This window comes from Nostoc sp., assembly GCF_036917415.1.
In the GTDB taxonomy this organism is placed as follows: Bacteria; Cyanobacteriota; Cyanobacteriia; order Cyanobacteriales; family Nostocaceae; genus Nostoc.
In genome coordinates, this window is the sequence record NZ_JBALDJ010000008.1 from 1 (window position 1) to 22,004 (window position 22,004).

The window sequence follows — 22,004 nt, forward strand, 5'->3', positions numbered from 1 at the left end:
AGCCAATAGAAACTTTTCCCCTTGAGTGTCCTTTCACTATTGAACAAGTTCTTAATCCTGAATTCCTCTAAGTTAGACTGCTGAGACTCAGTAAGTAGGCATAATTAAAAATAAAATAAAATTTTAGTTCGTAGTAAGTGATTCATCGCTCAAAACAAAGATTATCAGCTTCCTCAAGGTGGAAGAACATTGCTGTAATTTTAGATCGTGGGTGCATAGGCTAGCAAAAACCACAGGCAATACGGTTCGGATAAGATCCCCCCGCCTGTGGCGACCCCCTTAAAAAGGGGGTAATTAGAAGAAAAAGCCCCCCTTTTTAAGGGGGGTTGGGCAGGGTGGTTTCATACGAAAAAAGAAAAATACATAAGTCTTGATTTCTCGTGAAAGTGGCATGGCTTTTTCCCTCACTTCCATTCCTCTCCCCCACGGGGGGAGAGGCTTTGAAACCCAGTTTTAATTTTTCTTTGCTTGTATGAAACCACCCTGCTTTTTAAGGGGGGTTGGGGGGATCTTCGAGAGATAAACACGTTAACCGAACCGTATTGAAACCACAGGCATCGCACATTCATCGCAAACTTAATAATATTGATGATATCTATCCACCTCTGACTTTTTATTGCGATAATTCCCAAGGGGGACGCGCTCTCCACTGGTTAGTCAAAGGGGGATAGATGACACTCAAGCGGTTGGTTTTATTTTTTGTGCTGACGCCGATAGCAGTTCTATTGGCGGTTTCGGCTTTATTCGGTAGTTGGCAAGAACCTCAATTTCAAAGCCGCCTAGAACTATACCAAACAAATATTGCTTTACAAGCCCAAGCTTGGCAATCAGAAGATAGCGGTGATGACAAACTCCAGGCGATTCAAGAAGCAATACTTGGTGAGCAACCCCTAGAAAGTGCTACAAAGCAGTACCAGGAGGCGCGTCAATCAGTTCAAGCTAATTTAGACAAAGTTAACAACAAACTTGCACAATTACGCTCTCAAGCTGAAATAACTCCCACGCCTCCGAAACCTCTACCGGATGCTCCTCCCACTATTGAAACGTCTAAACAGGGAGAGCAACAGTTACAACAGTCTTTTAAGCAATTACAAAAATTACTGGCTGAATTAGACCTGCGTTTGGGAATTTTACAAGCACAGCAAGGACAGACGGATACAGCCTTCAAGACTTGGAGCGAATTACAACAACGCTCAGATATTAATCCAGGGTTTGGGGAAACCGCCGCTGTATTGACTGGACTGTGGAGCAATCCTCCCCGTATCCTCCCAAATGGTCAAGAACCAATTCAAAAGAATTTAGAAGGTTGGTTTCGCTCTACTGCTTTGGTTAAGTTATACCAACTCCAGCAACGACAAGATGCGTTATCAGCAGTAAAAGCGGCACAACAAGAATCTTCTGCTCAAGCAGTGGTGAAATTGGCGGTTATTGGCACTATTCCCACTTTGGCAGCTTTAATTGGTCTCATACTGCTGATTTTATTATTTGCTCAACGCTTGTTGAAAGGAAAAACCTCTTTATTAGCTCAAAATGCTGATATCCCTTGGTCAACGCCTTGGGGTGGTGAAACGGTTTTGCAGGTTTTTATTATCGGCTTTTTCTTTATGGGGCAAATTTTTGTGCCCTTGGTAATATCGCTGCTACCCATCCCGCGTCCCATTGTAGATGTGCGACTTCAGGCGTTTTCTGTGTTGGTTAGTTATTTCTTGGTAGCATTAGGTGCGCTGTTAGTGCTGTATTTCTCTCTCAAGCGCTTTTTTCCACTACCAGAATTCTGGTTTCGCTTCCGTTTTCAAGATAACTGGTTTTTGTGGGGACTGGGAGGCTATTGCACGGCTTTACCTGTAGTTGTGGTGGTATCTTTGATTAATCAGCAGCTATGGCAAGGACAGGGTGGGAGTAATCCTCTGTTGCAACTAGCGTTGGAAAGCCAAGATGGTATAGCACTTGGCATATTTTTCTCCACAGCTGCGATCGCCGCTCCATTTTTTGAAGAAATCCTATTTCGCGGTTTTTTGTTACCCTCTCTAACTCGTTACTTACCCGTCTGGGGATCGATTCTGATCAGTAGTTTGTTGTTTGCGATCGCTCACCTCAGCTTATCGGAAATTCTGCCCCTAACCGCATTGGGCATTGTGTTGGGAGTAGTTTACACGCGATCGCGCAATCTCCTCGCTCCTATGCTCCTCCACAGTCTTTGGAATAGTGGTACACTATTAAGCTTGTTTGTTTTAGGTAGTAATTAAAACAAGTATGTTACTGTTGCCAAAAACAAAAATATCTGATTTTATCTGCATAGGTAGAGACAATTTACTAGTAATAATTGGTTATAAGCATAAATACTAGCTGAAAACCCAATTAAGATAATGGCAAAAGCAAATTAAAGAATGCTATTAACATAGACAACAAACTATCTAGTTAAGCATTTATTCTCATTCGGGTAGATTTTAGCCATTTTCGAGATATTAATTGTCTTCTTGAACCATTTTTAGCCGTCATAAATTGGAATGCAATTCTGGTTTGCGCTCATGGAAGTGGGATCGGTAACTAAAAAGCGGTTAGAAAGATATGGAAGATGCCTTTTGCGCTTCTAAATTCCCACTAGCCACACAGTTATCTTGTCATTGGTGCAATGGCGTTTCACTTCTGCTGTCAGCAATTTCTACGACGGGCTATTCGGCGTCGCAAAAGAATCCGGAAATAATACTGATGGACTTGTAAAAAGTGGTGTATGTAGCAGCTTTTGCTGATTATTTAAGATTGATTCTGCTCAAGATAAACGCCTGAGCGAAAAATCTGCAAAACTGCTGCATCAGGGTTTGCGATCGTCAAATCCACCAAAAGTCATCAAGGAGCGCCAGATCGGCTTATACTGCAAAACATCTTGGCGTCTCCTCTGGAATAGAAGCACGCTGATTTTAATTATTCATCTTGGGACTTACTTATACTGAAAAAATTAAAAATCTATTTATTAAGCAAGTAAATGTATTTGCTTCCATTACAATAAAGACTTTATTTTTATACTCACTTATCAAGGAGCAGCACTTATATGGCAAATCTTAACCCCAGTCACCCTACCAAACAACTTCTAGCTGGTTACTGTGGCATTATCCTGGGAGCGTTTGGGGTTCATAAGTTTATTTTAGGATACGCCTCGGAAGGCTTTATTATGTTAGTGATTTCTGTAGTTGGGGGTTCTTTCACCTACGGGGTTGCCTTGTTAATTATGCAACTTGTAGGTTTAATTGAAGGCATGATCTACTTAAATAAATCCCCTGAAGAATTTGTAAACACCTATTTTGTGAACAAGCAGGGCTGGTTCTAGTGCAAGAATAGCCTTCTTACTGGAAGCAGAGGATAACACACGCTTCCAAGCTTAGGATTACAGCAAAAGCGCGGGGATAAAGGGCAGCGAGCGACAAAAGAAACATCTTTTTTCCCTTCCGCTTCACCCTTTACCTTTAGCAGAAGTTATACAGCACTTCTACCTCCTATATTTATTTTTATTGATATGCTCATTCTCAAACCTAAACAGCTTAACTGGGCAATGTTCTTCTTGTTAGGCTTAGGATATTTTAGTGTTATGTCTCATTTAGAAATCAACTATTTCTTAAAAAACCTGATTGCGATCGCGCCAATGCAGGTGGTAGCTATTATCTATGTGACTTATCTACGCTGGAGCCGTCAACCACCTATGGGGAAATTCAAAATTCCAAATCAACAAAGTTCAGATCCGCCACCAAACTTCTAAGCGCCGCAAACCGACGCTCAGAGTCAAGGGAAGCCGCCGCTCCGACTTCCTTCAAAATTAAAAATTCATGTAAAATCCTTTTGAGTTAGCATTACATACAAGGTGTTTAAATTATCTTCTTCGAGAAGATGCTAGCTTCTTGTTTATAAGTAAGCCACCAAATCCAAAGAATGCCAGAGCAAGGTTAGTACTGCCTTATTCAATTCTGAATTCTGGCTCCTGACTCCTGAATTCTGTTTGATAAATCTATTACCTCTGCTTGATAAAGTAAAACTTAAAACTTTAAAATGTGACAGACCACGTAAAAAACTTAAGGTAATGGTTGCTGATAAAGGTTAGGATTCACTCATAAAAACGTGCTGCCCTACGTAAGCAGGGTATTCGACCCCAAATACCAAAACTGGTATGGAAAATCAATAAAAATAGAGGTAGGCTGATTAAAATCGCCGTTCCAAAATTTCAATAGGAACGTTGTTTTGCTTGGTATCAACGTAAATATCGTCGTCTAGCCATTCGTTAGGAACAATAAAGTATATTTTAATACATTAATTGAACTTGCTCCTATTCATATCTGGATTCAATAAATCTTATTAGTGGGATAGGTTCAGATAAATCTGGGAACTAGGAACGTTGAATTAGAGTGCAGCGATAGTCATTGACCCTCAGCAAGATACGATAAATTAAGAAATTTAATAGGGTTGACATACAGTCGTAGTTCCATATTTCGCCTACGCTCAAATTAGAGACGCTTTTAGTCAGGCGTTGAATTTCTGTAGCGAATCTAAACACAAGCCATGCAACTTGTCCCAAAAACTAAGCCAGTCCTAGAACTTGACCCAATCCTAGAGAAGATTATTCTAGATGTTGGGGGTATGAAGTGTGCTGGGTGTGTAAACGCAGTAGAGCGACAGCTGACCCAACATCCAGGAGTCAAGAGTGCCTGTGTGAACCTGGCCACAGAGGTAGCAGTTGTAGAGTCAGAAATTGGTGCAATAGATGCAGATGCACTAGCACAGAGATTAACAGCCGTTGGATTCCCGACTCAACCCCGAAAAGCTAATGGTATAGCAGGCGAAATATCGACCTTACCAAATCCAGCAGAACGACAACGCCGAGAAATGCGTTCTTCTCTATGGCAGTTGGCGATCGCTGCGGTGTTGCTGATATTGTCGGGAAGTGGACATTTTGGTAATCTTGGTAGCTCAGTGCTGCCAGTACTAAATAACATCTGGTTTCACTGTGGACTGGCGACAATAGCGCTGTTAATTCCCGGTCGCCCGATTTTAGTAGATGGCTGGTTGGGCTGGCGGCGAAATGCGCCTAACATGAATACCCTGGTGGGATTGGGAACGCTGACAGCCTACATTGCTAGTCTAGTAGCGCTGCTTTTTCCCCAATTGGGTTGGGAGTGCTTCTTTGACGAACCAGTAATGATGCTGGGCTTTATTCTCTTAGGAAGGACATTAGAGCAACAAGCTAGAGGTCGCGCCGCTGCCGCATTTAGGAAATTGCTAGCACTCCAGCCACTCTTAGCGCGATTGATTGCCAACCCAGAGAAAGCCGGAATGGGTTCTTCTAGTGTTGAGATTCCCGCTGAACAGGTGCGTGTCGGTGAATGCTTACAAGTGCTGCCAGGTGATAAAATCCCCGTTGATGGTGAAGTGGTGGTTGGTCAAACAACGGTCGATGAGTCAATGCTAACTGGGGAGGCAGTGCCAGTAATCAAGAAACCAGGAGATATGGTGACAGGAGGGACCTTAAACCAGTCAGGAGCGATCGCTATTCAAGCAACCCGGACTGGAAGTGATACAACTCTAGCTCAAATTGTTGCCCTAGTAGAAGCCGCCCAAACTCGGAAAGCCCCAGTACAGAAATTAGCAGATACAGTAGCAGGTTACTTTACCTACGGGGTACTAACAGCATCTCTATTGACATTTGTCTTTTGGTACTTTTTCGGTACTCACATCTGGACTGATATTACCATGTCTGGTGGCATGGAAATGATGAGCCACGCTCACCACTCTTCACTCCCAACTCCCCACTCAGCACTCCTAGTCAGTTTAAAACTAGCGATCGCAGTTATGGTAGTCGCCTGTCCCTGTGCTTTGGGACTTGCCACACCAACAGCTATTCTTGTTGGGACTGCTATGGGCGCAGAACGGGGGCTGTTAATCAAAGGTGGCGACGTTTTAGAAAGAATACACCAGTTAAACACCGTAGTATTTGATAAAACTGGCACTCTCACCACAGGTAATCCCATCGTCACAGATTGTCTGTTAATTGAGGAAATGAGGAATGAGGAGTGGGGAGTAGGGAGTAGTGAACCCCACTCGCTACTCCCCACTCGCTACTCCCTAATACAACTAGCAGCAGCCGTAGAAAGCGGTACTCATCATCCCCTAGCAAAAGCGATTCAGCAAGAAGCACAGCAGCAACAGTTATCTATTCCAGAGGCTGTAGACTTTCACACGGAACCAGGGCTAGGAGTATCTGCTGTGGTAGAGGACACAGTTGTATTGTTGGGTAACTGGGAATGGTTGAGTTGGCACGGCATTGCCATTAACGAAACCGCACAACAGGTAGTACAGGATTTGGCAACAGATGGTAAAACAGTCGTTTGTGTAGCAATTGGGGGAACTTTAGCCGGACTAATTGGTGTTTCTGATACCCTCAGATCGGATGCTCGATCCACTATAGACAAGTTGCGTCAGATGGGCTTACGGGTAATGTTGCTCAGTGGCGATCGCAAAGAAGCAGCTAGCGCCATAGCCAAACAATTAGGATTAGATAGCGCTGATGTAATCGCAGGTGTTCCCCCAGCTAAAAAAGCAGCGGCAATACAGTCTCTCCAGTTAGAAGGGACAAGGGGACAAGGAGACAAGGAGACAAAGAAAACTCCTCACTCAGTTGTGGCAATGGTAGGAGATGGAATCAACGATGCTCCAGCTTTATCCCAAGCAGATGTAGGAATTGCTTTACACTCCGGGACAGATGTGGCGATGGAAACTGCTGAAATTATTTTAATGCGCGATCGCCTAAACGATGTCGTCGAATCTATTCAGCTTAGTCGCGCCACCTTCAACAAAATCCGCCAAAATTTATTCTGGGCTTTTGCATATAATACACTTGGCATTCCTTTAGCAGCAGGTGTTTTATTCCCTAGTCTGGGTTTTGTGCTTAACCCATCTGGTGCTGCTGCATTAATGGCTTTTAGCTCTGTTAGCGTCGTCACCAACTCAATATTATTACGGCGATTTGCTTATCGTCTGTAGAATATTGCTTTACACGCTATAACCCAATACGCTTGGGTTAAGCATTTTTTCTCTTCTCTCTGTTTCCTCTGCGCCTCTGTGGTTCGTTAAAAAAGTTGACTTTGACAAAGAGTTTAAGCCTTAACCCAAGCGTATTGCGCTATAACCAGCTTTAATATCCCCACCAAATTTTTAATTTGGTGGTTAAGTTTCGTAGTGGCAAGTCTAAATATCTACTGATTCATTCAAAATTCTGAATTCTTCTTCAATCCCATATAAAGTTAAACTGAGTCGGTATTCAAGTTTTATCAGTTCACAAAGCTTTTTGAGACACTTACCAAAGCTATCATAGCTACTGGAGTAGAACGGCCATGTTCTACTCTTTCAAGGTATTATGCAATTTTAAAGCTTATTTAGATTAGCACCACAGACTGATGGTGCGCGAAAATGGCAAGATACGATACAAAACAAATCTTAATCAATTACAGTTCCACCGATTTGTCAATGGCAGCAGAAACCAATGAAAACCATCTACTGATTATTGAAGACGATCAAGGTCGCAAAGAATTTTCTCTAGAGCACCCTGTCTACTCTATTGGTAGAGACCGCGAATGTAATATCCGTTTAATGTCGCAGTTTGTCTCCCGCCGCCATGCCACATTAGTGAGATTGCCACGAGAGCATAATAGTCATAGCTACTATTACCGGATTGTAGATGGCGATGCCAAAGGTAAGCCTAGTTCCAACGGTTTGATGATTAATGGACGCAAGATACCAGCCCACGATCTCAGAAATGAGGACGAGATCGTTTTTGGGCCTCAAGTACGTGCCATTTATTACCTTTTAAGAAATACTCAGCGTTTAGGACAAACGGATTCGAGTGAGTACGACATTACACTAATAAACCCCGGTATGGCCGAGGATTTGGAGGAATAAGAGAGTGAATTATAACTACCAATCACAGTCTGATACTTCCACGGCTTAAAGCCGTGGAGTATGAATTCAATCGCCAAAGCTTATCCTGCAATACTTTCAATCAAATGCCAATGGCGGCTACTTTCAATAGCTTGCTTGATTAACTCAAACATTTGTCGGCAGTAATTATCTAGGTGAATTGGTAGTTCTTCATTTTTAATCACAATACTCATCCGGGTTTCTGTTTCAGTAGATTTTGATTTATCAATCAGTACTTCTACTGTTATTAATTTAGGAAAAGGAACATTTCCAGGAACCTCACGACCGATAATATATTCGGCTGTGTGATATTGAATATCCAACTGACAGTCCTGTAGAAGTTCTACAAGTAACGGTAACAGATGGTCACTAGGAACAGAAACAATAAATGAACAGGTATAGCGAGCCATAATAGCCCCAAGCCTTGCAACACTCTGTCCATCCTATAATACCGAAGTATCTAAATATAAAGTCATTAAAAAATCAAAGTTTTTGAGAGCAGGTACTACCAGATATCCAGTCAACAAAGAGGCAGGAGGCAGAAGGCAGGAGGGAAACCCCATAAATAAATTTGTATTTTTCTAACAAGGAAACCTTTTGTCTCGCGCTTTGTGTCTTGAAAAAAATCCTTTTACTCAATATTCCGATCCCATAGGGCAAAATATATTTTCTTCCTCCTGCCTCCTCCCTCCTGCCCTCTGACTTCTTTAATAAGCTGAAAGTTTGATCAAAAACTTTACAATAAAGCTTTGGCTGAGGTAGAAAATGAAAGTCGCAATTACTGGAGCAACAGGATTTGTTGGTAGTCGTTTGGTACAACGATTACACGGAGAAGGTCACAAAATAGTAGTATTAACTCGGAATACCACTTTTGCTCAAAAAGTTTTTCCATCTGAGGCTTTCCCTAATGTAGAAATTGTTGCCTATACACCAAATGCATCTGGTTCTTGGCAAAGTGCGATCGCTAGTTGTGATGGCGTAGTTAATTTGGCAGGAGAACCTATTGGTGAAGGACGCTGGACACCAGAACGGAAACAACAAATCCTCAATAGCCGAAAGTTAGGTACACAAAAAATAGTTGAAGCAATAGCCAACGCTAATCCTAAACTATCTGTGTTAATTAATGCTTCGGCTATTGGCTACTACGGCACCAGTGAAACTGCTACCTTTGATGAAACCAGTCTATCTGGTAACGATTTTCTTGCCCAAGTCTGCCAAGCTTGGGAAGCTGAGGCGAGAAAGGTAAAAGATGCTGGTGTGCGACTGGTAATTCTGCGTTTTGGGATTGTCTTGGGTAATGGTGGTGCTTTGGGTAAAATGATTCCACCTTTCAAACTCTTTGCTGGCGGCCCTATTGGCAGTGGTCGGCAGTGGTTCTCATGGATTCACGTAGACGATTTAGTTAACCTGATTTTGCAAGCTTTAACTAAACCGGAAATAGAAGGTGTATATAATGCCACTGCTCCTAATCCAGTTCGGATGGCAGATTTAAGCCAAACTTTGGGACAAGTGATGAATCGCCCTTCTTGGTTGCCTGTTCCTGCTTTTGCGATCGAAGCCCTTTTAGGAGACGGGGCTATAGTAGTTTTAGAAGGTCAGCAAGTTATCCCAAAACGCGCCGTGCAAACAGGCTTTGAGTACAAATATCCTAATTTGCAATCGGCATTAACACAAATTCTTAAATAGATTCAAAGGGACTGGGTACTGGGTACTGGGGATTGGGAACAAGAGGCTCCAGGGGCGGAGGGGAAAGACTTACTGCAACTTCCTTCTCCTCTACTCCCCTGCTTTTTTTCCAGTCCCCAGTCCCCAGTCCCCAGTCCCCAGTCCCTTGACTATTGACTAGAAAGAAATTTTTTGGAAACCCAACTGATAATACCGCTGAGAATGGCACCGCCCATGAGAATGCCAATTGCGGGGTTGAACAAGGGTTGCCACAGTTTATGCCACAAATCCAAACCCAGGTTTACTCCTGCGGCATCACCGATCGCTGCGATCGCTAACCAGCCAAAGCCAAACAAAACCAAAAAAACATCGGCGACTAAAACCATGTTTAGCCAATTTAACAATTTATCTTTCATGATTGGAGTGGGGAATAGGGATTGGGGAATAGGGATTGGGGAATAGGGATTGGGGATTGGTATTAGGAAGAGATAACCTAGAGACTTACTTCAATAAATTCCCCCTTGTCCTCCCCCCAGTCCCCACTCCCCATCTTTTACTTTTCAAACAGCCAACTTTTGACTTTTGTTAAACTCTGCCAATCTGGTTTTCTATTTAAACCGTCCTCAATACTATTTTTTATTTCATCACTCCATTCTTCATTGACAAAAATCAACTGCTGTGCTATATCAATGTGTTCCCGCAAACCTTTTTGCTTTGTTTCCAGCATTGCTAAGGCGAGATTGACTCTAGCCTGGGGATCTTGTGGATTTAACTTGACTGCCTTCTGTCCAGCCTTGTAAGCCAAATTGGGTTTGTTATCGAGTAGATACAACCACGCTAAACAAACCCAAGCTGCACTAGTTTTAGGAGCGCGATCGCACACTTCTTTAAATACAGGGATTAAAGATTCTGCTGATTCTCCTGCTTTATAGCGTTCTAAACCTGTATCAAACAGGGATTCAACTGTATTAGTCATTGGTCATTGGTCATTGGTCATTGGTCATTAGTCATTGGTCATTGGTCATTGGTCATTATGCAACTGCAAATGACAAGGGACAAATGACAACTGACAATATTACACCCCAAATGACTTGCCGCAACCACAAGTTTGATTAGCATTGGGATTAGTGAATTGGAAACCACCGCCAATCATGGCATCGCTGTAATCGAGCATCAAACCGTAGAGATATAACAGACTCTTGCGATCGCTGACAATTTTGAAGCCATCGTAGTCAAAAACTTCATCATGAGGGGCGATCTTGCTAGTGTCTTCAAAGTCCATCAGGTAAGACATCCCAGAACACCCACCCTGACGCACTCCTACCCGTAAGCACAAGTCTGTGCCTTGCTTGTCCCGGAGGGATTTTACCTGGTGCAATGCGGCTTCGCTCAACAGAATTCCGCGTTGTTGAGCTTCAATTGCTTGTGTCATCTGCTTTTCAACTCCTTAATTAGTATAAGCGTTACCCTATATCGGCTTGTTAATGCTTCTGGGTTGCTCTTGGTGTTTTTGTATTCATTCTAGCGGCTTAGATGTTGCTAGATGCCAAATTGTAAACACTCCGTCAAAAGTAGCCAAAGATTTTTATTCTAGAATTGAGAGACTCAATGTGTTAATACATTCGGTATTCTTAAAATTCAAGCCTTGCGGCAGCCTGAGAAGCAACCATCCTTCAAGTGCAGCCATAAAAATTTAATCCGAGGCTAGCTAGCCCCAAAGTTTACTTCCAAATTGCTTCTTTTGATCTCTATGACAAGTTTTAATCGCTCTACCAGTCGTCGGTTGAAGAAATTAACTCAAATTCCTTCTGTATGGGAGGGCGATCGCCGTCCGTTGTCATCACCAAACCAGCAGTCAGATTCAGAGGCAAAGGGAGAATGCATTCTTTGGGTAGATTACTCCCAAGGTGTTGTTCGTGGAATGGATGTGGTAGCTTCAGATATCGGCCCAGAAGCAATAGTTCGCACTTTAATGCAAGCAATGGAGCATCCTCAGAGTCCGGCAAGACCTGCCAGACCCCAAAGAATTGTAGTCAAAGACCGCGAGATTCAATTTTACCTGCGGGGGGTGTTACAAGATTTGGATATCGCCATTGACTACGCACCAGAACTGCCTTTAATTGACGAACTATTTCGCGGATTCGCCGATCTCCTCGATAGTCAAACCCCCGACTTACCCCCACAGTATGCACAAATCTTGCGAGAGAAAGCATTTGCAATTTGGCAAGCAGCACCTTGGGAATTTTTGGAAGAACAGCAAATTTTGTCAATTGAGATTAATAAGTGGGATGTTGGCACACTCTACGCCTCAGTCATGGGAATGCTGGGAATGGAGTATGGGATTTTGTTTTATCGCTCAGAAGAGTCTTTAAAACAGTTTCGTGCCGCAGTTCTAACAGATGAAGAATCAACAGAGCATCTAGAAGAAGCGTTCCTCAAGCAAGATTGCTTGTTTCTCACTTTTGAGAGCGTTGACGAAACTGATGAAGATGACGATCAAGAAGATGATTTGGCGGATCTGCCATTATCAGAAATTGATCCTACTTTTGGTAATATCCATCCCTTAGAAGGACTACGGTCTGTTTTGTATGACGAAGAAGCACTGGTAATCTTGGTTGCGATCGAAAGCCTGAGTCGCTTTATTCGCGATCGCCGTCGCCAACTTCATGAGGACATCTTCCCTACCCTCAGCCGTCGCTATCGCATTTCTCTGCCGCAGTCAGAAGAATCAACTAAATCTGTGGCTGTGACAGTCTCTACCATGCCGCAGTTAGCAGCAGAATTAGAGGAAATGACAGGCTTTGGTATTGACGATCGCGAGATTGACAATCTTGATTTCCAATCATTGCGAGATGACTTGATACCAGAAGATTCTTTCCTCAGCTTAGGTGTAGTGTCCTGGGAAATGTTGGATTCTCTACGAAAGGGGGTCAGCTACCATCAGGCTAGTGAAATCAAACAAGTGGGTGATGGTTTGCCGGTGATTTTAATTCAAACCTCCCGACCCAAGGCGAAGACTGTAATTGAAAGAATTGAAGCAGCAGGCGGATTGAGAGCAATTTGCTTTAATCCAGGTGCCGATCCCTTTGATGGCGATCGCTACGACTTGGGTTTATTGCAAACTCAAAATGGCGAATTGTTCCTATTTGGTGAATTTTTAGATGAAGATCCGATTCATGTCGAAGCCCGAAAAAAATGGAATCAGCGGTGTAAAAATACTAAGGGCTACTGTGGCTTAATCATTGCCAAAGGACTAACGGGAGCCTCCCGTGGCAATCCTCAGTTACGAGATATGATGGCTTTGTTTGAAGGGCGATCGCTTTCAACAAAAAATTTAGGTATTGGCACTCTCCAACTTATGCCCCAACTTAAATTTGATTAATTGCATGAATTACTGCAATGAGAAATTAAGTTGATGTGTATTTGATTGGCATATTGACTGAAACTGCATTTAAGAGAGGAAAAGGGGAAGGCTTTGTCTGTCTGTTAACGTTTACCCCTCCCATACCTCCTATGCAGTCTATTAACCGGAGGCAGAGCATTTCCGGTTCCACTCAGTCTTCGTCATCCGCGTACCTATCAGGGCGTGGCACTTTGTAATGAATATTCATGTATATGTCAATACTAATAGGCGTACCAATCTTGAAAGCTAACTTTATCTAAATTTCATGAAGTACCTGTATTTTTATAGTTTTCTAGTCTTTTTAGGCAAGCGCTCATCAGTATAAATAACTACAAAGCTCTAAAATATTGTCTACAAAAATTACTTGAATCAAACTTAACTGATGCACTTAGATATTAAAATCTTTTTTTTAACAAGTTTTTGAGTTTAGCATCTTGTTATATATCAATATCATTAAGCAAAAGTTCAGATATATATCTTTTTCTTTGTAATTTTTTTATAAAGAAGAAAAAATAGCTTTGTTAGTGTCTAAATGAAGATTATTTAAAGCGCGAAAATAATAGCTATAATAAACACACTGCCGAAAAAATTAAAATATACGATTCTTTTTATAGGTATACTTACCAAATAAAAATAGTTGTAATTCCAATTTTATTGACAGTATTTTATATTTTGACTTAGATATGAGGAAAATATTTTATGGCAAAATTATAGTGCCCTACTTGGCTAAAAATGATTCACATAACCTCCAGATAGATGAATAGGAAAAATCGCAAAAAAAATGCTGATTTTCAAACAACTTATATCACTGGAAGGAAGATAAAATATGCAAAACTTTATTGCATTGTGACGATAAGTTATTATAAAAGCATGAAAGAAAACTAAAATATTAGTATCGGCAACAGTCAAGTAACATCATATTTATGATGGATTAATTTGTCTGTGTAAAATTACAGATGTTGCTGTCAAAATTTACTAAATTGCTTGGCAATTTACACTCAGTAGACTGAGTTTTGTCCTTTTTTTTGTGGCTACTATATTGGCACTGAAAAGCAATCAGCTTGATCGAGGGAAGCCAAAATTCATAACAGTTCAAGTAGCTCTTAACTTCTTGGTTAGAGATGGGTGTTTGTTTTAAAGCGATCGCTTATTTGCCTACTTTCTAAGTGACTATTCAGGCTCTATACACACCACTCTCACCCGCCTGTAAGCCAGTATTTCAGCATGATAATGATTCTGAAGCTTTATTTTTTGGTGTTCTAGCAGATGTTCTCCCCAAGTAGGTTTGACAAACTTGAGAGAAGAGAGAAGGTCAAATGGTTTCAATGGAGAATAACTTTGGAAATCTTCATTGAGTCAACAGTAGATGTCTCGAATTCCTTTAGAAAATTTCATTGTCAGCCTTTACTCATGCTGTTAGTAGGGTTATTATCTTCAAAAGCAACTATGTGTTATTTATGCTGTCACAATAGTAACAAATAAAGTGTAGTATTTTGATTTTTTTAGAAAATGATCAATCCTTTGACAAAACAAACATTTTTAATATTAATGGTATTACTTGTTTCCTGAGACAAACTCTGATAATCTTATCGGTTCCCTCTTTAATTTAGACTCTTTCGACCATCTAAATATACAGCAGATAGCATGATAATGACAAACAAAAAATGGGCAGTTAAACGCATAACAGTTAATCTCGCAACGCAGGAAGCGGAAAAACTAGAAAAATATTGCCAACAAACAGGTAGACCTGCAACTGACGTGATTCGTGAACTGATTAGAAGTTTGCCTGTCTCCGACGACAGTAAAGATGCAAACAACTAAGAAGTTACTTTCACAACTTATCCAGAAAACTGCTTTGCCACCAAAAAAATATCTATGATACTTTTGAGAGTCTGCCGCTATGGACAAAAGTTTGTCTAGATGATATAGACGCGTTTTTATCGCGTCTGGTCATTTACCGGAACTAAAAGAAGTAATCAAAGAGGTTTTAGTATCGATATTGGCAAGCCTTAATATGCTGCTGGAGTTGATATTAAGTAGCAAATTCCGACACCAACCCAGTTACAATCTGTAAAGAAACTGAAAAGGAACGACGGAATGCGTGTTGCAATCGTAGGTGCGGGACTGGCTGGGCTAGCAACCGCAGTAGATCTAGCTGATGCTGGTTGTGAAGTAGAGATTTTTGAATCTCGTCCGTTTGTCGGTGGTAAAGTTGGCAGTTGGGTTGATGGAGATGGCAACCATCTAGAAATGGGGTTGCATGTATTTTTCGGGTGCTACTACCAACTATTTGACTTAATGAAAAAAGTGGGGGTGTTAGAAAACTTACGCCTCAAGGAACATACCCACACTTTTATTAATAAAGGAGGGCGCACTGGTGCTTTAGATTTTCGCTTTCTTACAGGTGCGCCTTTCAATGGCTTAAAGGCATTTTTCACTACTTCTCAACTATCGTTGCAGGATAAATTGCAAAATGCGATCGCTTTGGGTACTAGTCCGATAGTTCGCGGATTGGTAGACTTTAAGGGGGCGATGAAAACTATCCGCAATTTAGATAAAGTTAGCTTTGCCGATTGGTTTCGCAGTCATGGTGGGAGTAATGGCAGCATCAAGCGTATGTGGAACCCCATCGCCTACGCATTGGGATTTATTGATTGCGAAAATATGTCTGCCCGTTGTATGTTAACCATATTTCAGCTATTTGCAGTTAGAACTGAAGCTTCAGTTTTGCGAATGCTGGCAGGTTCTCCATCTGAATATTTACACAAGCCGATTCTGGAATATCTAGAAGCTAGAGGCACCAAAGTTTATACGCGCCGACAAGTTCGGGAAATTCAGTTTACTGAGTCAGCTGAACAAACCCGTGTCACTGGTATAGTAGTTGCCCAAGGTGATGCAGTAGAAACGATCGCTGCTGATGCTTACGTTTTTGCGTGTGATGTTCCAGGAATTCAACGCATCCTACCCCACGAGTGGCGTAAGTGGTCAGAATTTGACAATATTTACAAACTGGATGCAGTACCAGTGGCTACAGTGCAGTTACGCTTTGATGGTTGGGTAACAGAACTGAACGATGGAGAACAACGTAAACAGCTAAATCATGCGGCTGGAATCGATAATTTACTTTACACAGCCGATGCTGACTTTTCTTGTTTTGCCGATTTAGCGTTGACTAGCCCTGCTGATTATTATCGCCCAGGACAGGGATCTTTGTTACAGCTAGTGCTAACACCGGGAGATCCGTTTATTGCCCAAAGTAATGAAGCGATCGCCCACCATGTTCTCAAGCAAGTTCATGAACTGTTTCCCTCGTCGCGGGAGCTAAATATGACTTGGTACAGTGTGGTAAAACTTGCTCAGTCTCTTTACCGAGAAGCGCCAGGGATGGATGCATACCGTCCCAACCAAAAAACACCAATAGATAATTTCTTCCTTGCAGGGAGTTATACTCAGCAAGACTACATCGACAGCATGGAAGGTGCTACTATTTCTGGACGACGTGCGGCAAAAGTGATTTTGGAGAGTTTAAAGAAATAAAGAACTCCAAAGAGTGCAAAGAACGCAATCGCAAAGCATCTCGTAGAGAAGGAACAAAAGAAATGTCAGACTGGTTAGAGCATACTGTACAGGTAGAAGTAGAGGCTCCCATAGATTTAGTATGGAGCCTCTGGTCTGATTTAGAGCAAATGCCTCGGTGGATGAAGTGGATTGATTCGGTGAAAATTCCGCCAGATAATCCAGATATATCTCTTTGGAAATTAAAAACTGGCAGTCTAGAATTTAATTGGCAATCCCGAATTCTCAAAGTTATTCCTAACCAAATTATCCAATGGGAATCGGTTGATGGTTTGCCCAATCAGGGAGCGATTCGCTTTTACGATCGCCACAATAGTAGCAGCATTGTGAAAATGACCATTTCCTACGCTATCCCCGGCATTATTGGCAAAATTATGGATAACTTATTTTTGGGGCGAATAGTTGAATCAACAATTCAAGCTGATTTGGAAAGGTTTAAAGAATACGCGTTGAATGTTAAAGCTAATTGATATAGATGGCAAAATCAGGCAGTAGGAAATAAAGTGTAAAAGTTTCTTGCTGTCTGAAGGGAAAATATGGATTTTTTAATTGCGTGTCTTTATTACGAAGTAGAAGTTAGAGAGTGCTTTATCTTTTCTATAGCTTGATTCAATCCTTTTGTGTCAATCCAACCTACATAACCACCAAAAAGCATTTTGTTATTGCTGTCAGCTAAAAAGATATGCTTGACGTTAGCTGGATTAATAAAAATTTTAATTACAGTACCATCTTTAACAGTAAAAATAGGTCTTGCTCTTCTGAAATCTCTACTGTGGGCTTGAGTCATACCTGGGACATTGACTAATATTTCAACAATTTTTTGAGCCGTTTGAGAAATACTGGTAGCTATTTCTGCTTCAGTATTCCATTCTTCCAGCCAATCTATTCCTTTCTGACTTAAGCGAAAATCTTCTTTTACAGCAAGCTTCTTATTCACTAAACTAGACAAATTTTTTAAATACAAAATAACCGTAATAATGTATAAAATAATTTTGGAAAATCTACCTATAATCCTTGCAACTATTTGATTTGACATATTAACTATTGCCTGTTGTGACAATAAGATTCCTAGTCCTTAACTATAAAAATTCTCTAAATGTAAAAAATCAGTAATAATACGTGAAAATACTATTTAAACTAACCAAAATAACCCGCGATCGCGCAAATAAATTATTAAGCATTAGTCATCACCTAGTAAAGTGCGTTAACGCATCCTAGTTACTGTTGGTTCTGGAAGTGGATCACCTACAGCTTCATAAGCAATAATTAGAGACTCTAAGGCTTCAATTCCATTTGCCACAGCTAACTCATAAGTATTGCCATGAGTCCGCCAGCGTTGTCCTAGAAAATCAGGGAATCCTACCAAGAAACAATCATCTTCATCAGACCATTGAATAATCATTTGGTACTTAAGCTTACTCATCTTTTTCTTTCCCTTCTACTTCCTCAATTGCCTGTTTCACTTCCTTCTCTTGGTAGCGTTTAGCATCTGCTCCATCTTTGCCTGAAATTGTGATTTTTCCACTATAGAGGGGATGCACCCAGTTAGTATGACTTCCTTTTCCTGGGACTTCTGTAAAACCTACTTGGGAAAGCATTTGCTTCAGTTCCCGGATTTTCTTTGGCATTAATTTTCTTAAAAAATGCGATCGCCACAGTAAGAAATAATGGTTCAAAGTTTCCTTGCTGTTTATCCAAAAAATCTAATCAATAATTAGATTTTTGTTTATGCATTGACTTGTTTTACTATACTAGTCCTTATCAATAATAGGGGCGACATTACCAAGTTGGATCGCTAAACAAATTAATCGTCAATTCCTCTCGTGGCGGTACTGGCGTGATACAAGCGCGGATGATCTCTCCATCCTCTAATTCGACGGTGCAAGCGTGACAAGACCCCATCAGACAACCGGTGGGAATAAATACCCCAGCCCGGTCTGCTACATCTAAGAGGGCTTCTCCCACTTCGGCATCTACTGTGACATCATCTGGTAAAAAACGGACACGAACAATCATCAATATTACGCATTTAAGTTAGTGTTGTCCTTTGTCATTTGCAAATGACCAATGACCAATGACTAATGACATTTCAACGCATTTTAACTTAAGACAAAAACTGACTTAAGTCTAAATGGCTTTCAACTTCAATGGCTAGAGAATCCAAAATCTGCTCTCGCTGTTCCCGATAGTTAGCAACACCTGTGGGCAAAGATTTTAAACCCCGCTGTTGACGGAGGCGATTTAACCAAGCCCGTCGCCAAGGCCCATTGTCAAAAAGCCCGTGGAGGTAACTGCCCCACACTGATTGACAATTATCCACTAACCCTAAATTAATATCGTCAAATAGGGCATGGTAGGATTGGGGATCTATGCCTTGCTGTTCGATGCGCGATCGCCCTTGGTGGATTTCAAAGCCATTAACTGGCAAGCCTTGTTGTGGATAATTTGAACTAACTTGGCGCTGGCGGGCGATTTTTTGTCCTGTAATTACAGTTCTGATTGGTAAAAGATTTAACCCTTGAAATCTGCCCGCTTGTCCCTCTATTCCTTCTGGATCGGCAATGATTTGACCGAGCATTTGATAGCCACCGCAGATACCTAAAACCGTTCCCCCAGAAGCAGCGTAGTTTTGGATAGCTTCTGCCATACCACTTTTTTGCAGCAGTAGCAAGTCAGTAATTGTGGTCTTTGTACCTGGGATAATCACGGCATCAGGATGTCCCAAATCTTGCTTAGGACTTAAGTATTTAACTGAAACTGTACTTTCTGATTCCAGTGGGTCAAAGTCGGTAAAGTTGGCAATTCTTGGTAAGCGGATGACGGCAATGTTGAGGTCAGTTTGGGCTTTATTCGACGAAGATTGACGTTCTAGCAGGTCAAGGGAGTCTTCTGCTGGAAACATTTCTTGTAAGTAAGGTATAACACCGATAACGGGGATACCTGTGCGTTCTTCTAACCATTTTATCCCCGGATCTAAGAGCGATCGCTGTCCTCGAAACTTATTAATTACTACACCCTTAATTAAGGCGCGTTCATCTGGTTCCAATAACTCTAATGTGCCAACGACATGAGCAAAAGCACCACCCCGGTCAATGTCAACTACTAATATGGTTGGTGCATTCAAATATTTTGCCACTCGCATATTAGTTAAGTCGCGGTGCTTGAGGTTAATCTCTGCTGGACTACCGGCACCTTCACAAACCAGCATGTCAAATTCTGTTCCTAAATGCTGTAGCGATTCTTCAATTGTCCGCCACCCCAATTCAAAATATTGCTCGTAGTAATCTGAAGCACTCACTTTACCTACAGGTCTACCTTTGATAATTACTTGGGAAGTCATATCCCCTTGGGGTTTGAGTAAAATTGGGTTCATTTCTACCCAAGGCACGACTCCCGCCGCCCAAGCTTGCACTGCTTGGGCATAGCCAATTTCTCCACCACTGGCGGTGACATAAGCATTTAAAGCCATATTTTGACCTTTAAACGGAGCCACTCGCCAACCACGCCGCGATAAAATGCGACAAATAGCTGTAGTTAAAAGTGATTTCCCTGCATGGGATGTTGTTCCCACTACCATAATTGATTTCATAGTTGCTATCACTTAGTTTTTCAAGATACAGAGTTAATTTTTAGAGCGAACAATAGGGGAGCAGGGGGGCAGAGGGGCATGGGAGACAAAGGGGACAAGGGGACAAGGATGAATTATTAAGTCTCTCCTTTATCTCCCCCCTCTTCCTTGTCTACCTTGTCTCTTCTCAATGCCCAATGCCCACTATAACCATCACAAATTGCAATTGAATGTTATGGTAAAGACTTCATGAATAGATGTGATGTTTCCGTATATATTGTTCCCTTTGATTCTCTAATCCTAACTCTTGGATTTTTTATTCTAAAAAGGTATCCGTAACCAACGAATCAAAGCATCAGAGAAACGATCGCGCCATGAAGGAGTACGCCAATTTTTTCCCTGGTACTGTTCCACTAACTGGCGTCCCAAGGGAGTGAGGCGAAAACTATCTGTAATCCCCTGACCATCGACTTCTCGGCGCAATACACCTACTTCAATCAACCAGCCTAAAGCGTTATCACAGGCTAATTCTGATAAAGGGCGTTTAGTATAGCCCTGCTTGAGTCCATTTTCTAGGGCGATCGCAGTTAATGACACACTCTGGTGGCCCATCACTTCAAATAAAGATACATTAAAGGGCGAACACACTAGCGATCGCTCGGCTCTTTCTACTGTGCTTTGAGGATAGACAAAAATATTTGGGTTTTGGGAATCAACAGCAGCCATTGTGTATTGGTAGAAATTTTTCTTCTAAGAAAGATTAATTTAAGAATATATTTTTTCTTGTACCAAGTACTCCATTAAACCAAAATTAGTTACCGAAAGTATATTTATGCTATTTTTTAGTAATTCTATTTAATCATTATAAATTAATGTAAAATTTCAAGTGCATCAACAATCTGAAACAGGAAAGGTTTATTATGCCTCTAGCAGTTGGTACGGATGCACCTGCATTTACCGCCAAAGATACAAACGGCAACACAGTCTCCTTATCTGATTTTGCCGGAAAGACGGTTGTTTTGTATTTCTACCCCAAAGATGACACGCCAGGCTGCACCAAACAAGCCTGTAGTTTCCGGGATGCCCAGTCTCAATATCAAGGTAAAGATATTGCAATCTTGGGAGTCAGTGCAGATGATGAAGTTTCCCATCAAGCATTCACCCAAAAATATAATTTGAATTTTCCCCTACTGGCTGACAGCGATAAATCCCTCATCAAAGCTTTTGATGTGGATGGCGGCGGTTATGCCAAGCGCGTCACCTACGTAATTGACCCCAGCGGTAAAATTACCCATGTTGACGCTAATGTAAATACCAGCAATCATGCTAGCGATATTTTAGCTGCGGTTGGACTGTAGTTTTTTACCTGATAATTCAGGATTTTTTAAATAGTCTTAACCCCAAGCCTTTAGGGCTTGGGGTTGTTTATTTGAATTCAGTTACCTGATGGTGGTGTCACCGATGGCGATGTAACTGATGGTAGTGTAATCGTTGGCAAATTGGGGGTTGGTTGCTGTTGTTGACCTTGAATTAGTCTTTGTTGCCTTGCTTTAAAGGCTGCTGCTGCTGAGTCTAGTTCTTGGTTCTGTTGGTTAGAATCCCAGTTGAGAGTCCCGAAATTTGCCCGATGAATCAGATCGAACATATTGAAATTGTCTGAGTTGGAACGGGAGAAAGGATCGGTATTTTGGTCTGTTGTACTATTACTGGGGAAAGCATCCGTTGGGCTGCTGATTTGAGCCAAACTGGGGTGAGGCATGAGCAAGGAAGCAAAGCTAATTCCTGCTGTAGCTACAAAGAGTCTAGTAATTTGTAAAAATGGTTTTTTCATGGGGT

Annotated in this window: 22 protein-coding genes; 11 read left to right on the forward strand and 11 right to left on the reverse strand. The window is 41.5% G+C overall.

Annotation, left to right across the window (positions count from 1 at the left end; genetic code table 11):
• Positions 1 to 671 precede the first annotated feature (671 nt).
• The 5 genes from V7K41_RS01120 to V7K41_RS01140 all read left to right on the forward strand — a co-directional run bounded on the left by V7K41_RS01120 (position 672) and on the right by V7K41_RS01140 (position 7,938).
• Complete coding sequence (locus tag V7K41_RS01120; protein ID WP_334845328.1) at positions 672 to 2,246, forward strand: CPBP family intramembrane glutamic endopeptidase; 1,575 nt, start codon at positions 672 to 674, stop codon at positions 2,244 to 2,246.
• An 803-nt stretch (positions 2,247 to 3,049) separates the two neighbouring features.
• Positions 3,050 to 3,325, forward strand: coding sequence for a TM2 domain-containing protein (locus V7K41_RS01125; protein ID WP_334845329.1), 276 nt, complete (start codon positions 3,050 to 3,052; stop codon positions 3,323 to 3,325).
• A 186-nt stretch (positions 3,326 to 3,511) separates the two neighbouring features.
• On the forward strand, positions 3,512 to 3,751 hold the full coding sequence (locus V7K41_RS01130; protein WP_334845330.1) for a hypothetical protein: 240 nt from the start codon (positions 3,512 to 3,514) through the stop codon (positions 3,749 to 3,751).
• 794 nt (positions 3,752 to 4,545) lie between these two features.
• Positions 4,546 to 7,023: a heavy metal translocating P-type ATPase gene (locus V7K41_RS01135; protein WP_334845331.1), complete on the forward strand. Its 2,478-nt coding sequence runs from the start codon at positions 4,546 to 4,548 to the stop codon at positions 7,021 to 7,023.
• A 426-nt stretch (positions 7,024 to 7,449) separates the two neighbouring features.
• Entirely contained in the window at positions 7,450 to 7,938 is a 489-nt protein-coding gene (locus tag V7K41_RS01140) for an FHA domain-containing protein (RefSeq protein ID WP_094352473.1), read from the forward strand.
• A gap of 80 nt (positions 7,939 to 8,018) precedes the next feature.
• Here the strand turns inward: V7K41_RS01140 and V7K41_RS01145 are convergent, their stop codons facing one another.
• Positions 8,019 to 8,366: a hypothetical protein gene (locus V7K41_RS01145; RefSeq protein ID WP_292786887.1), complete on the reverse strand. Its 348-nt coding sequence runs from the start codon at positions 8,364 to 8,366 to the stop codon at positions 8,019 to 8,021.
• 355 nt (positions 8,367 to 8,721) lie between these two features.
• Between V7K41_RS01145 and thyD the strand changes: the two genes are divergently transcribed.
• Positions 8,722 to 9,642, forward strand: coding sequence for a thylakoid membrane protein ThyD (gene thyD / locus V7K41_RS01150; protein ID WP_334845332.1), 921 nt, complete (start codon positions 8,722 to 8,724; stop codon positions 9,640 to 9,642).
• Between the two features lie 149 nt (positions 9,643 to 9,791).
• Here thyD and V7K41_RS01155 read toward each other — a convergent pair whose 3' ends face one another.
• The 3 genes from V7K41_RS01155 to V7K41_RS01165 all read right to left on the reverse strand — a co-directional run bounded on the left by V7K41_RS01155 (position 9,792) and on the right by V7K41_RS01165 (position 11,053).
• The gene (locus V7K41_RS01155) at positions 9,792 to 10,037 is read right to left on the reverse strand and encodes a hypothetical protein (RefSeq protein WP_292857247.1); all 246 of its coding nucleotides are present in this window, start codon (positions 10,035 to 10,037) and stop codon (positions 9,792 to 9,794) included.
• 137 nt (positions 10,038 to 10,174) lie between these two features.
• Positions 10,175 to 10,597, reverse strand: a complete 423-nt coding sequence (locus V7K41_RS01160; protein WP_334845333.1) for a tetratricopeptide repeat protein — start codon at positions 10,595 to 10,597, stop codon at positions 10,175 to 10,177.
• Between the two features lie 99 nt (positions 10,598 to 10,696).
• Positions 10,697 to 11,053 carry an iron-sulfur cluster assembly accessory protein gene (locus tag V7K41_RS01165; RefSeq protein ID WP_334845334.1) on the reverse strand — a complete coding sequence of 119 codons (357 nt, stop codon included), beginning with the start codon at positions 11,051 to 11,053 and terminating at the stop codon, positions 10,697 to 10,699.
• A gap of 318 nt (positions 11,054 to 11,371) precedes the next feature.
• On the opposite strand from V7K41_RS01165, the gene V7K41_RS01170 reads away from it, so the two are divergent.
• The 4 genes from V7K41_RS01170 to V7K41_RS01185 all read left to right on the forward strand — a co-directional run bounded on the left by V7K41_RS01170 (position 11,372) and on the right by V7K41_RS01185 (position 17,070).
• Positions 11,372 to 13,003 (forward strand): DUF6930 domain-containing protein, encoded by a 1,632-nt coding sequence (locus V7K41_RS01170; protein ID WP_334845335.1) that lies wholly within the window; start codon positions 11,372 to 11,374, stop codon positions 13,001 to 13,003.
• 1,665 nt (positions 13,004 to 14,668) lie between these two features.
• The gene (locus V7K41_RS01175; RefSeq protein ID WP_292857258.1) at positions 14,669 to 14,845 is read left to right on the forward strand and encodes a CopG family transcriptional regulator; all 177 of its coding nucleotides are present in this window, start codon (positions 14,669 to 14,671) and stop codon (positions 14,843 to 14,845) included.
• Positions 14,846 to 15,121: 276 nt separating this feature from the next.
• Complete coding sequence (zds, locus tag V7K41_RS01180; protein WP_334845336.1) at positions 15,122 to 16,561, forward strand: 9,9'-di-cis-zeta-carotene desaturase; 1,440 nt, start codon at positions 15,122 to 15,124, stop codon at positions 16,559 to 16,561.
• A gap of 62 nt (positions 16,562 to 16,623) precedes the next feature.
• Positions 16,624 to 17,070 (forward strand): SRPBCC family protein, encoded by a 447-nt coding sequence (locus V7K41_RS01185; protein WP_334845337.1) that lies wholly within the window; start codon positions 16,624 to 16,626, stop codon positions 17,068 to 17,070.
• Between the two features lie 92 nt (positions 17,071 to 17,162).
• Here V7K41_RS01185 and V7K41_RS01190 read toward each other — a convergent pair whose 3' ends face one another.
• The 6 genes from V7K41_RS01190 to V7K41_RS01215 form a co-directional block, all read right to left on the reverse strand.
• Positions 17,163 to 17,636 (reverse strand): hypothetical protein, encoded by a 474-nt coding sequence (locus V7K41_RS01190; RefSeq protein WP_334845338.1) that lies wholly within the window; start codon positions 17,634 to 17,636, stop codon positions 17,163 to 17,165.
• Between the two features lie 168 nt (positions 17,637 to 17,804).
• Complete coding sequence (locus V7K41_RS01195; protein WP_334845339.1) at positions 17,805 to 18,023, reverse strand: type II toxin-antitoxin system HicB family antitoxin; 219 nt, start codon at positions 18,021 to 18,023, stop codon at positions 17,805 to 17,807.
• Entirely contained in the window at positions 18,016 to 18,228 is a 213-nt protein-coding gene (locus V7K41_RS01200) for a type II toxin-antitoxin system HicA family toxin (protein ID WP_229484349.1), read from the reverse strand. Before V7K41_RS01200 ends, V7K41_RS01195 begins: the two co-directional genes overlap by 8 nt.
• Before the next feature lie 151 nt (positions 18,229 to 18,379).
• Positions 18,380 to 18,616, reverse strand: a complete 237-nt coding sequence (locus tag V7K41_RS01205; RefSeq protein WP_104908919.1) for a 2Fe-2S iron-sulfur cluster-binding protein — start codon at positions 18,614 to 18,616, stop codon at positions 18,380 to 18,382.
• Between the two features lie 88 nt (positions 18,617 to 18,704).
• Positions 18,705 to 20,189 carry a cobyric acid synthase CobQ gene (cobQ, locus tag V7K41_RS01210; RefSeq protein WP_334845340.1) on the reverse strand — a complete coding sequence of 495 codons (1,485 nt, stop codon included), beginning with the start codon at positions 20,187 to 20,189 and terminating at the stop codon, positions 18,705 to 18,707.
• Positions 20,190 to 20,489: 300 nt separating this feature from the next.
• Complete coding sequence (locus V7K41_RS01215) at positions 20,490 to 20,894, reverse strand: Npun_F0494 family protein (RefSeq protein ID WP_334845341.1); 405 nt, start codon at positions 20,892 to 20,894, stop codon at positions 20,490 to 20,492.
• Positions 20,895 to 21,088: 194 nt separating this feature from the next.
• Here V7K41_RS01215 and V7K41_RS01220 point away from each other — a divergent pair, with 194 nt between their 5' ends.
• Complete coding sequence (locus V7K41_RS01220) at positions 21,089 to 21,526, forward strand: peroxiredoxin (protein WP_292863831.1); 438 nt, start codon at positions 21,089 to 21,091, stop codon at positions 21,524 to 21,526.
• A gap of 77 nt (positions 21,527 to 21,603) precedes the next feature.
• On the opposite strand, the gene V7K41_RS01225 is transcribed toward V7K41_RS01220, so the two are convergent.
• Complete coding sequence (locus V7K41_RS01225; RefSeq protein ID WP_334845342.1) at positions 21,604 to 21,999, reverse strand: hypothetical protein; 396 nt, start codon at positions 21,997 to 21,999, stop codon at positions 21,604 to 21,606.
• Positions 22,000 to 22,004: the final 5 nt, after the last annotated feature.

Excerpts from the sequence above, each read along its gene's own strand:
- zds (WP_334845336.1), top strand. The coding sequence starts at position 15,122 with ATGCGTGTTGCAATCGTAGGTGCGGGACTGGCTGGGCTAGCAACCGCA.
- V7K41_RS01120 (WP_334845328.1), top strand. The coding sequence starts at position 672 with ATGACACTCAAGCGGTTGGTTTTATTTTTTGTGCTGACGCCGATAGCA.
- V7K41_RS01155 (WP_292857247.1), bottom strand. The coding sequence starts at position 10,037 with ATGAAAGATAAATTGTTAAATTGGCTAAACATGGTTTTAGTCGCCGAT.
- V7K41_RS01175 (WP_292857258.1), top strand. The coding sequence starts at position 14,669 with ATGATAATGACAAACAAAAAATGGGCAGTTAAACGCATAACAGTTAAT.
- V7K41_RS01165 (WP_334845334.1), bottom strand. The coding sequence starts at position 11,053 with ATGACACAAGCAATTGAAGCTCAACAACGCGGAATTCTGTTGAGCGAA.
- cobQ (WP_334845340.1), bottom strand. The coding sequence starts at position 20,189 with ATGAAATCAATTATGGTAGTGGGAACAACATCCCATGCAGGGAAATCA.
- V7K41_RS01125 (WP_334845329.1), top strand. The coding sequence starts at position 3,050 with ATGGCAAATCTTAACCCCAGTCACCCTACCAAACAACTTCTAGCTGGT.
- V7K41_RS01205 (WP_104908919.1), bottom strand. The coding sequence starts at position 18,616 with ATGATTGTTCGTGTCCGTTTTTTACCAGATGATGTCACAGTAGATGCC.
- thyD (WP_334845332.1), top strand. The coding sequence starts at position 8,722 with ATGAAAGTCGCAATTACTGGAGCAACAGGATTTGTTGGTAGTCGTTTG.
- V7K41_RS01190 (WP_334845338.1), bottom strand. The coding sequence starts at position 17,636 with ATGTCAAATCAAATAGTTGCAAGGATTATAGGTAGATTTTCCAAAATT.
- V7K41_RS01170 (WP_334845335.1), top strand. The coding sequence starts at position 11,372 with ATGACAAGTTTTAATCGCTCTACCAGTCGTCGGTTGAAGAAATTAACT.
- V7K41_RS01220 (WP_292863831.1), top strand. The coding sequence starts at position 21,089 with ATGCCTCTAGCAGTTGGTACGGATGCACCTGCATTTACCGCCAAAGAT.
- V7K41_RS01200 (WP_229484349.1), bottom strand. The coding sequence starts at position 18,228 with ATGCCAAAGAAAATCCGGGAACTGAAGCAAATGCTTTCCCAAGTAGGT.
- V7K41_RS01215 (WP_334845341.1), bottom strand. The coding sequence starts at position 20,894 with ATGGCTGCTGTTGATTCCCAAAACCCAAATATTTTTGTCTATCCTCAA.
- V7K41_RS01130 (WP_334845330.1), top strand. The coding sequence starts at position 3,512 with ATGCTCATTCTCAAACCTAAACAGCTTAACTGGGCAATGTTCTTCTTG.
- V7K41_RS01185 (WP_334845337.1), top strand. The coding sequence starts at position 16,624 with ATGTCAGACTGGTTAGAGCATACTGTACAGGTAGAAGTAGAGGCTCCC.
- V7K41_RS01195 (WP_334845339.1), bottom strand. The coding sequence starts at position 18,023 with ATGAGTAAGCTTAAGTACCAAATGATTATTCAATGGTCTGATGAAGAT.
- V7K41_RS01135 (WP_334845331.1), top strand. The coding sequence starts at position 4,546 with ATGCAACTTGTCCCAAAAACTAAGCCAGTCCTAGAACTTGACCCAATC.
- V7K41_RS01225 (WP_334845342.1), bottom strand. The coding sequence starts at position 21,999 with ATGAAAAAACCATTTTTACAAATTACTAGACTCTTTGTAGCTACAGCA.
- V7K41_RS01160 (WP_334845333.1), bottom strand. The coding sequence starts at position 10,597 with ATGACTAATACAGTTGAATCCCTGTTTGATACAGGTTTAGAACGCTAT.
- V7K41_RS01140 (WP_094352473.1), top strand. The coding sequence starts at position 7,450 with ATGGCAAGATACGATACAAAACAAATCTTAATCAATTACAGTTCCACC.
- V7K41_RS01145 (WP_292786887.1), bottom strand. The coding sequence starts at position 8,366 with ATGGCTCGCTATACCTGTTCATTTATTGTTTCTGTTCCTAGTGACCAT.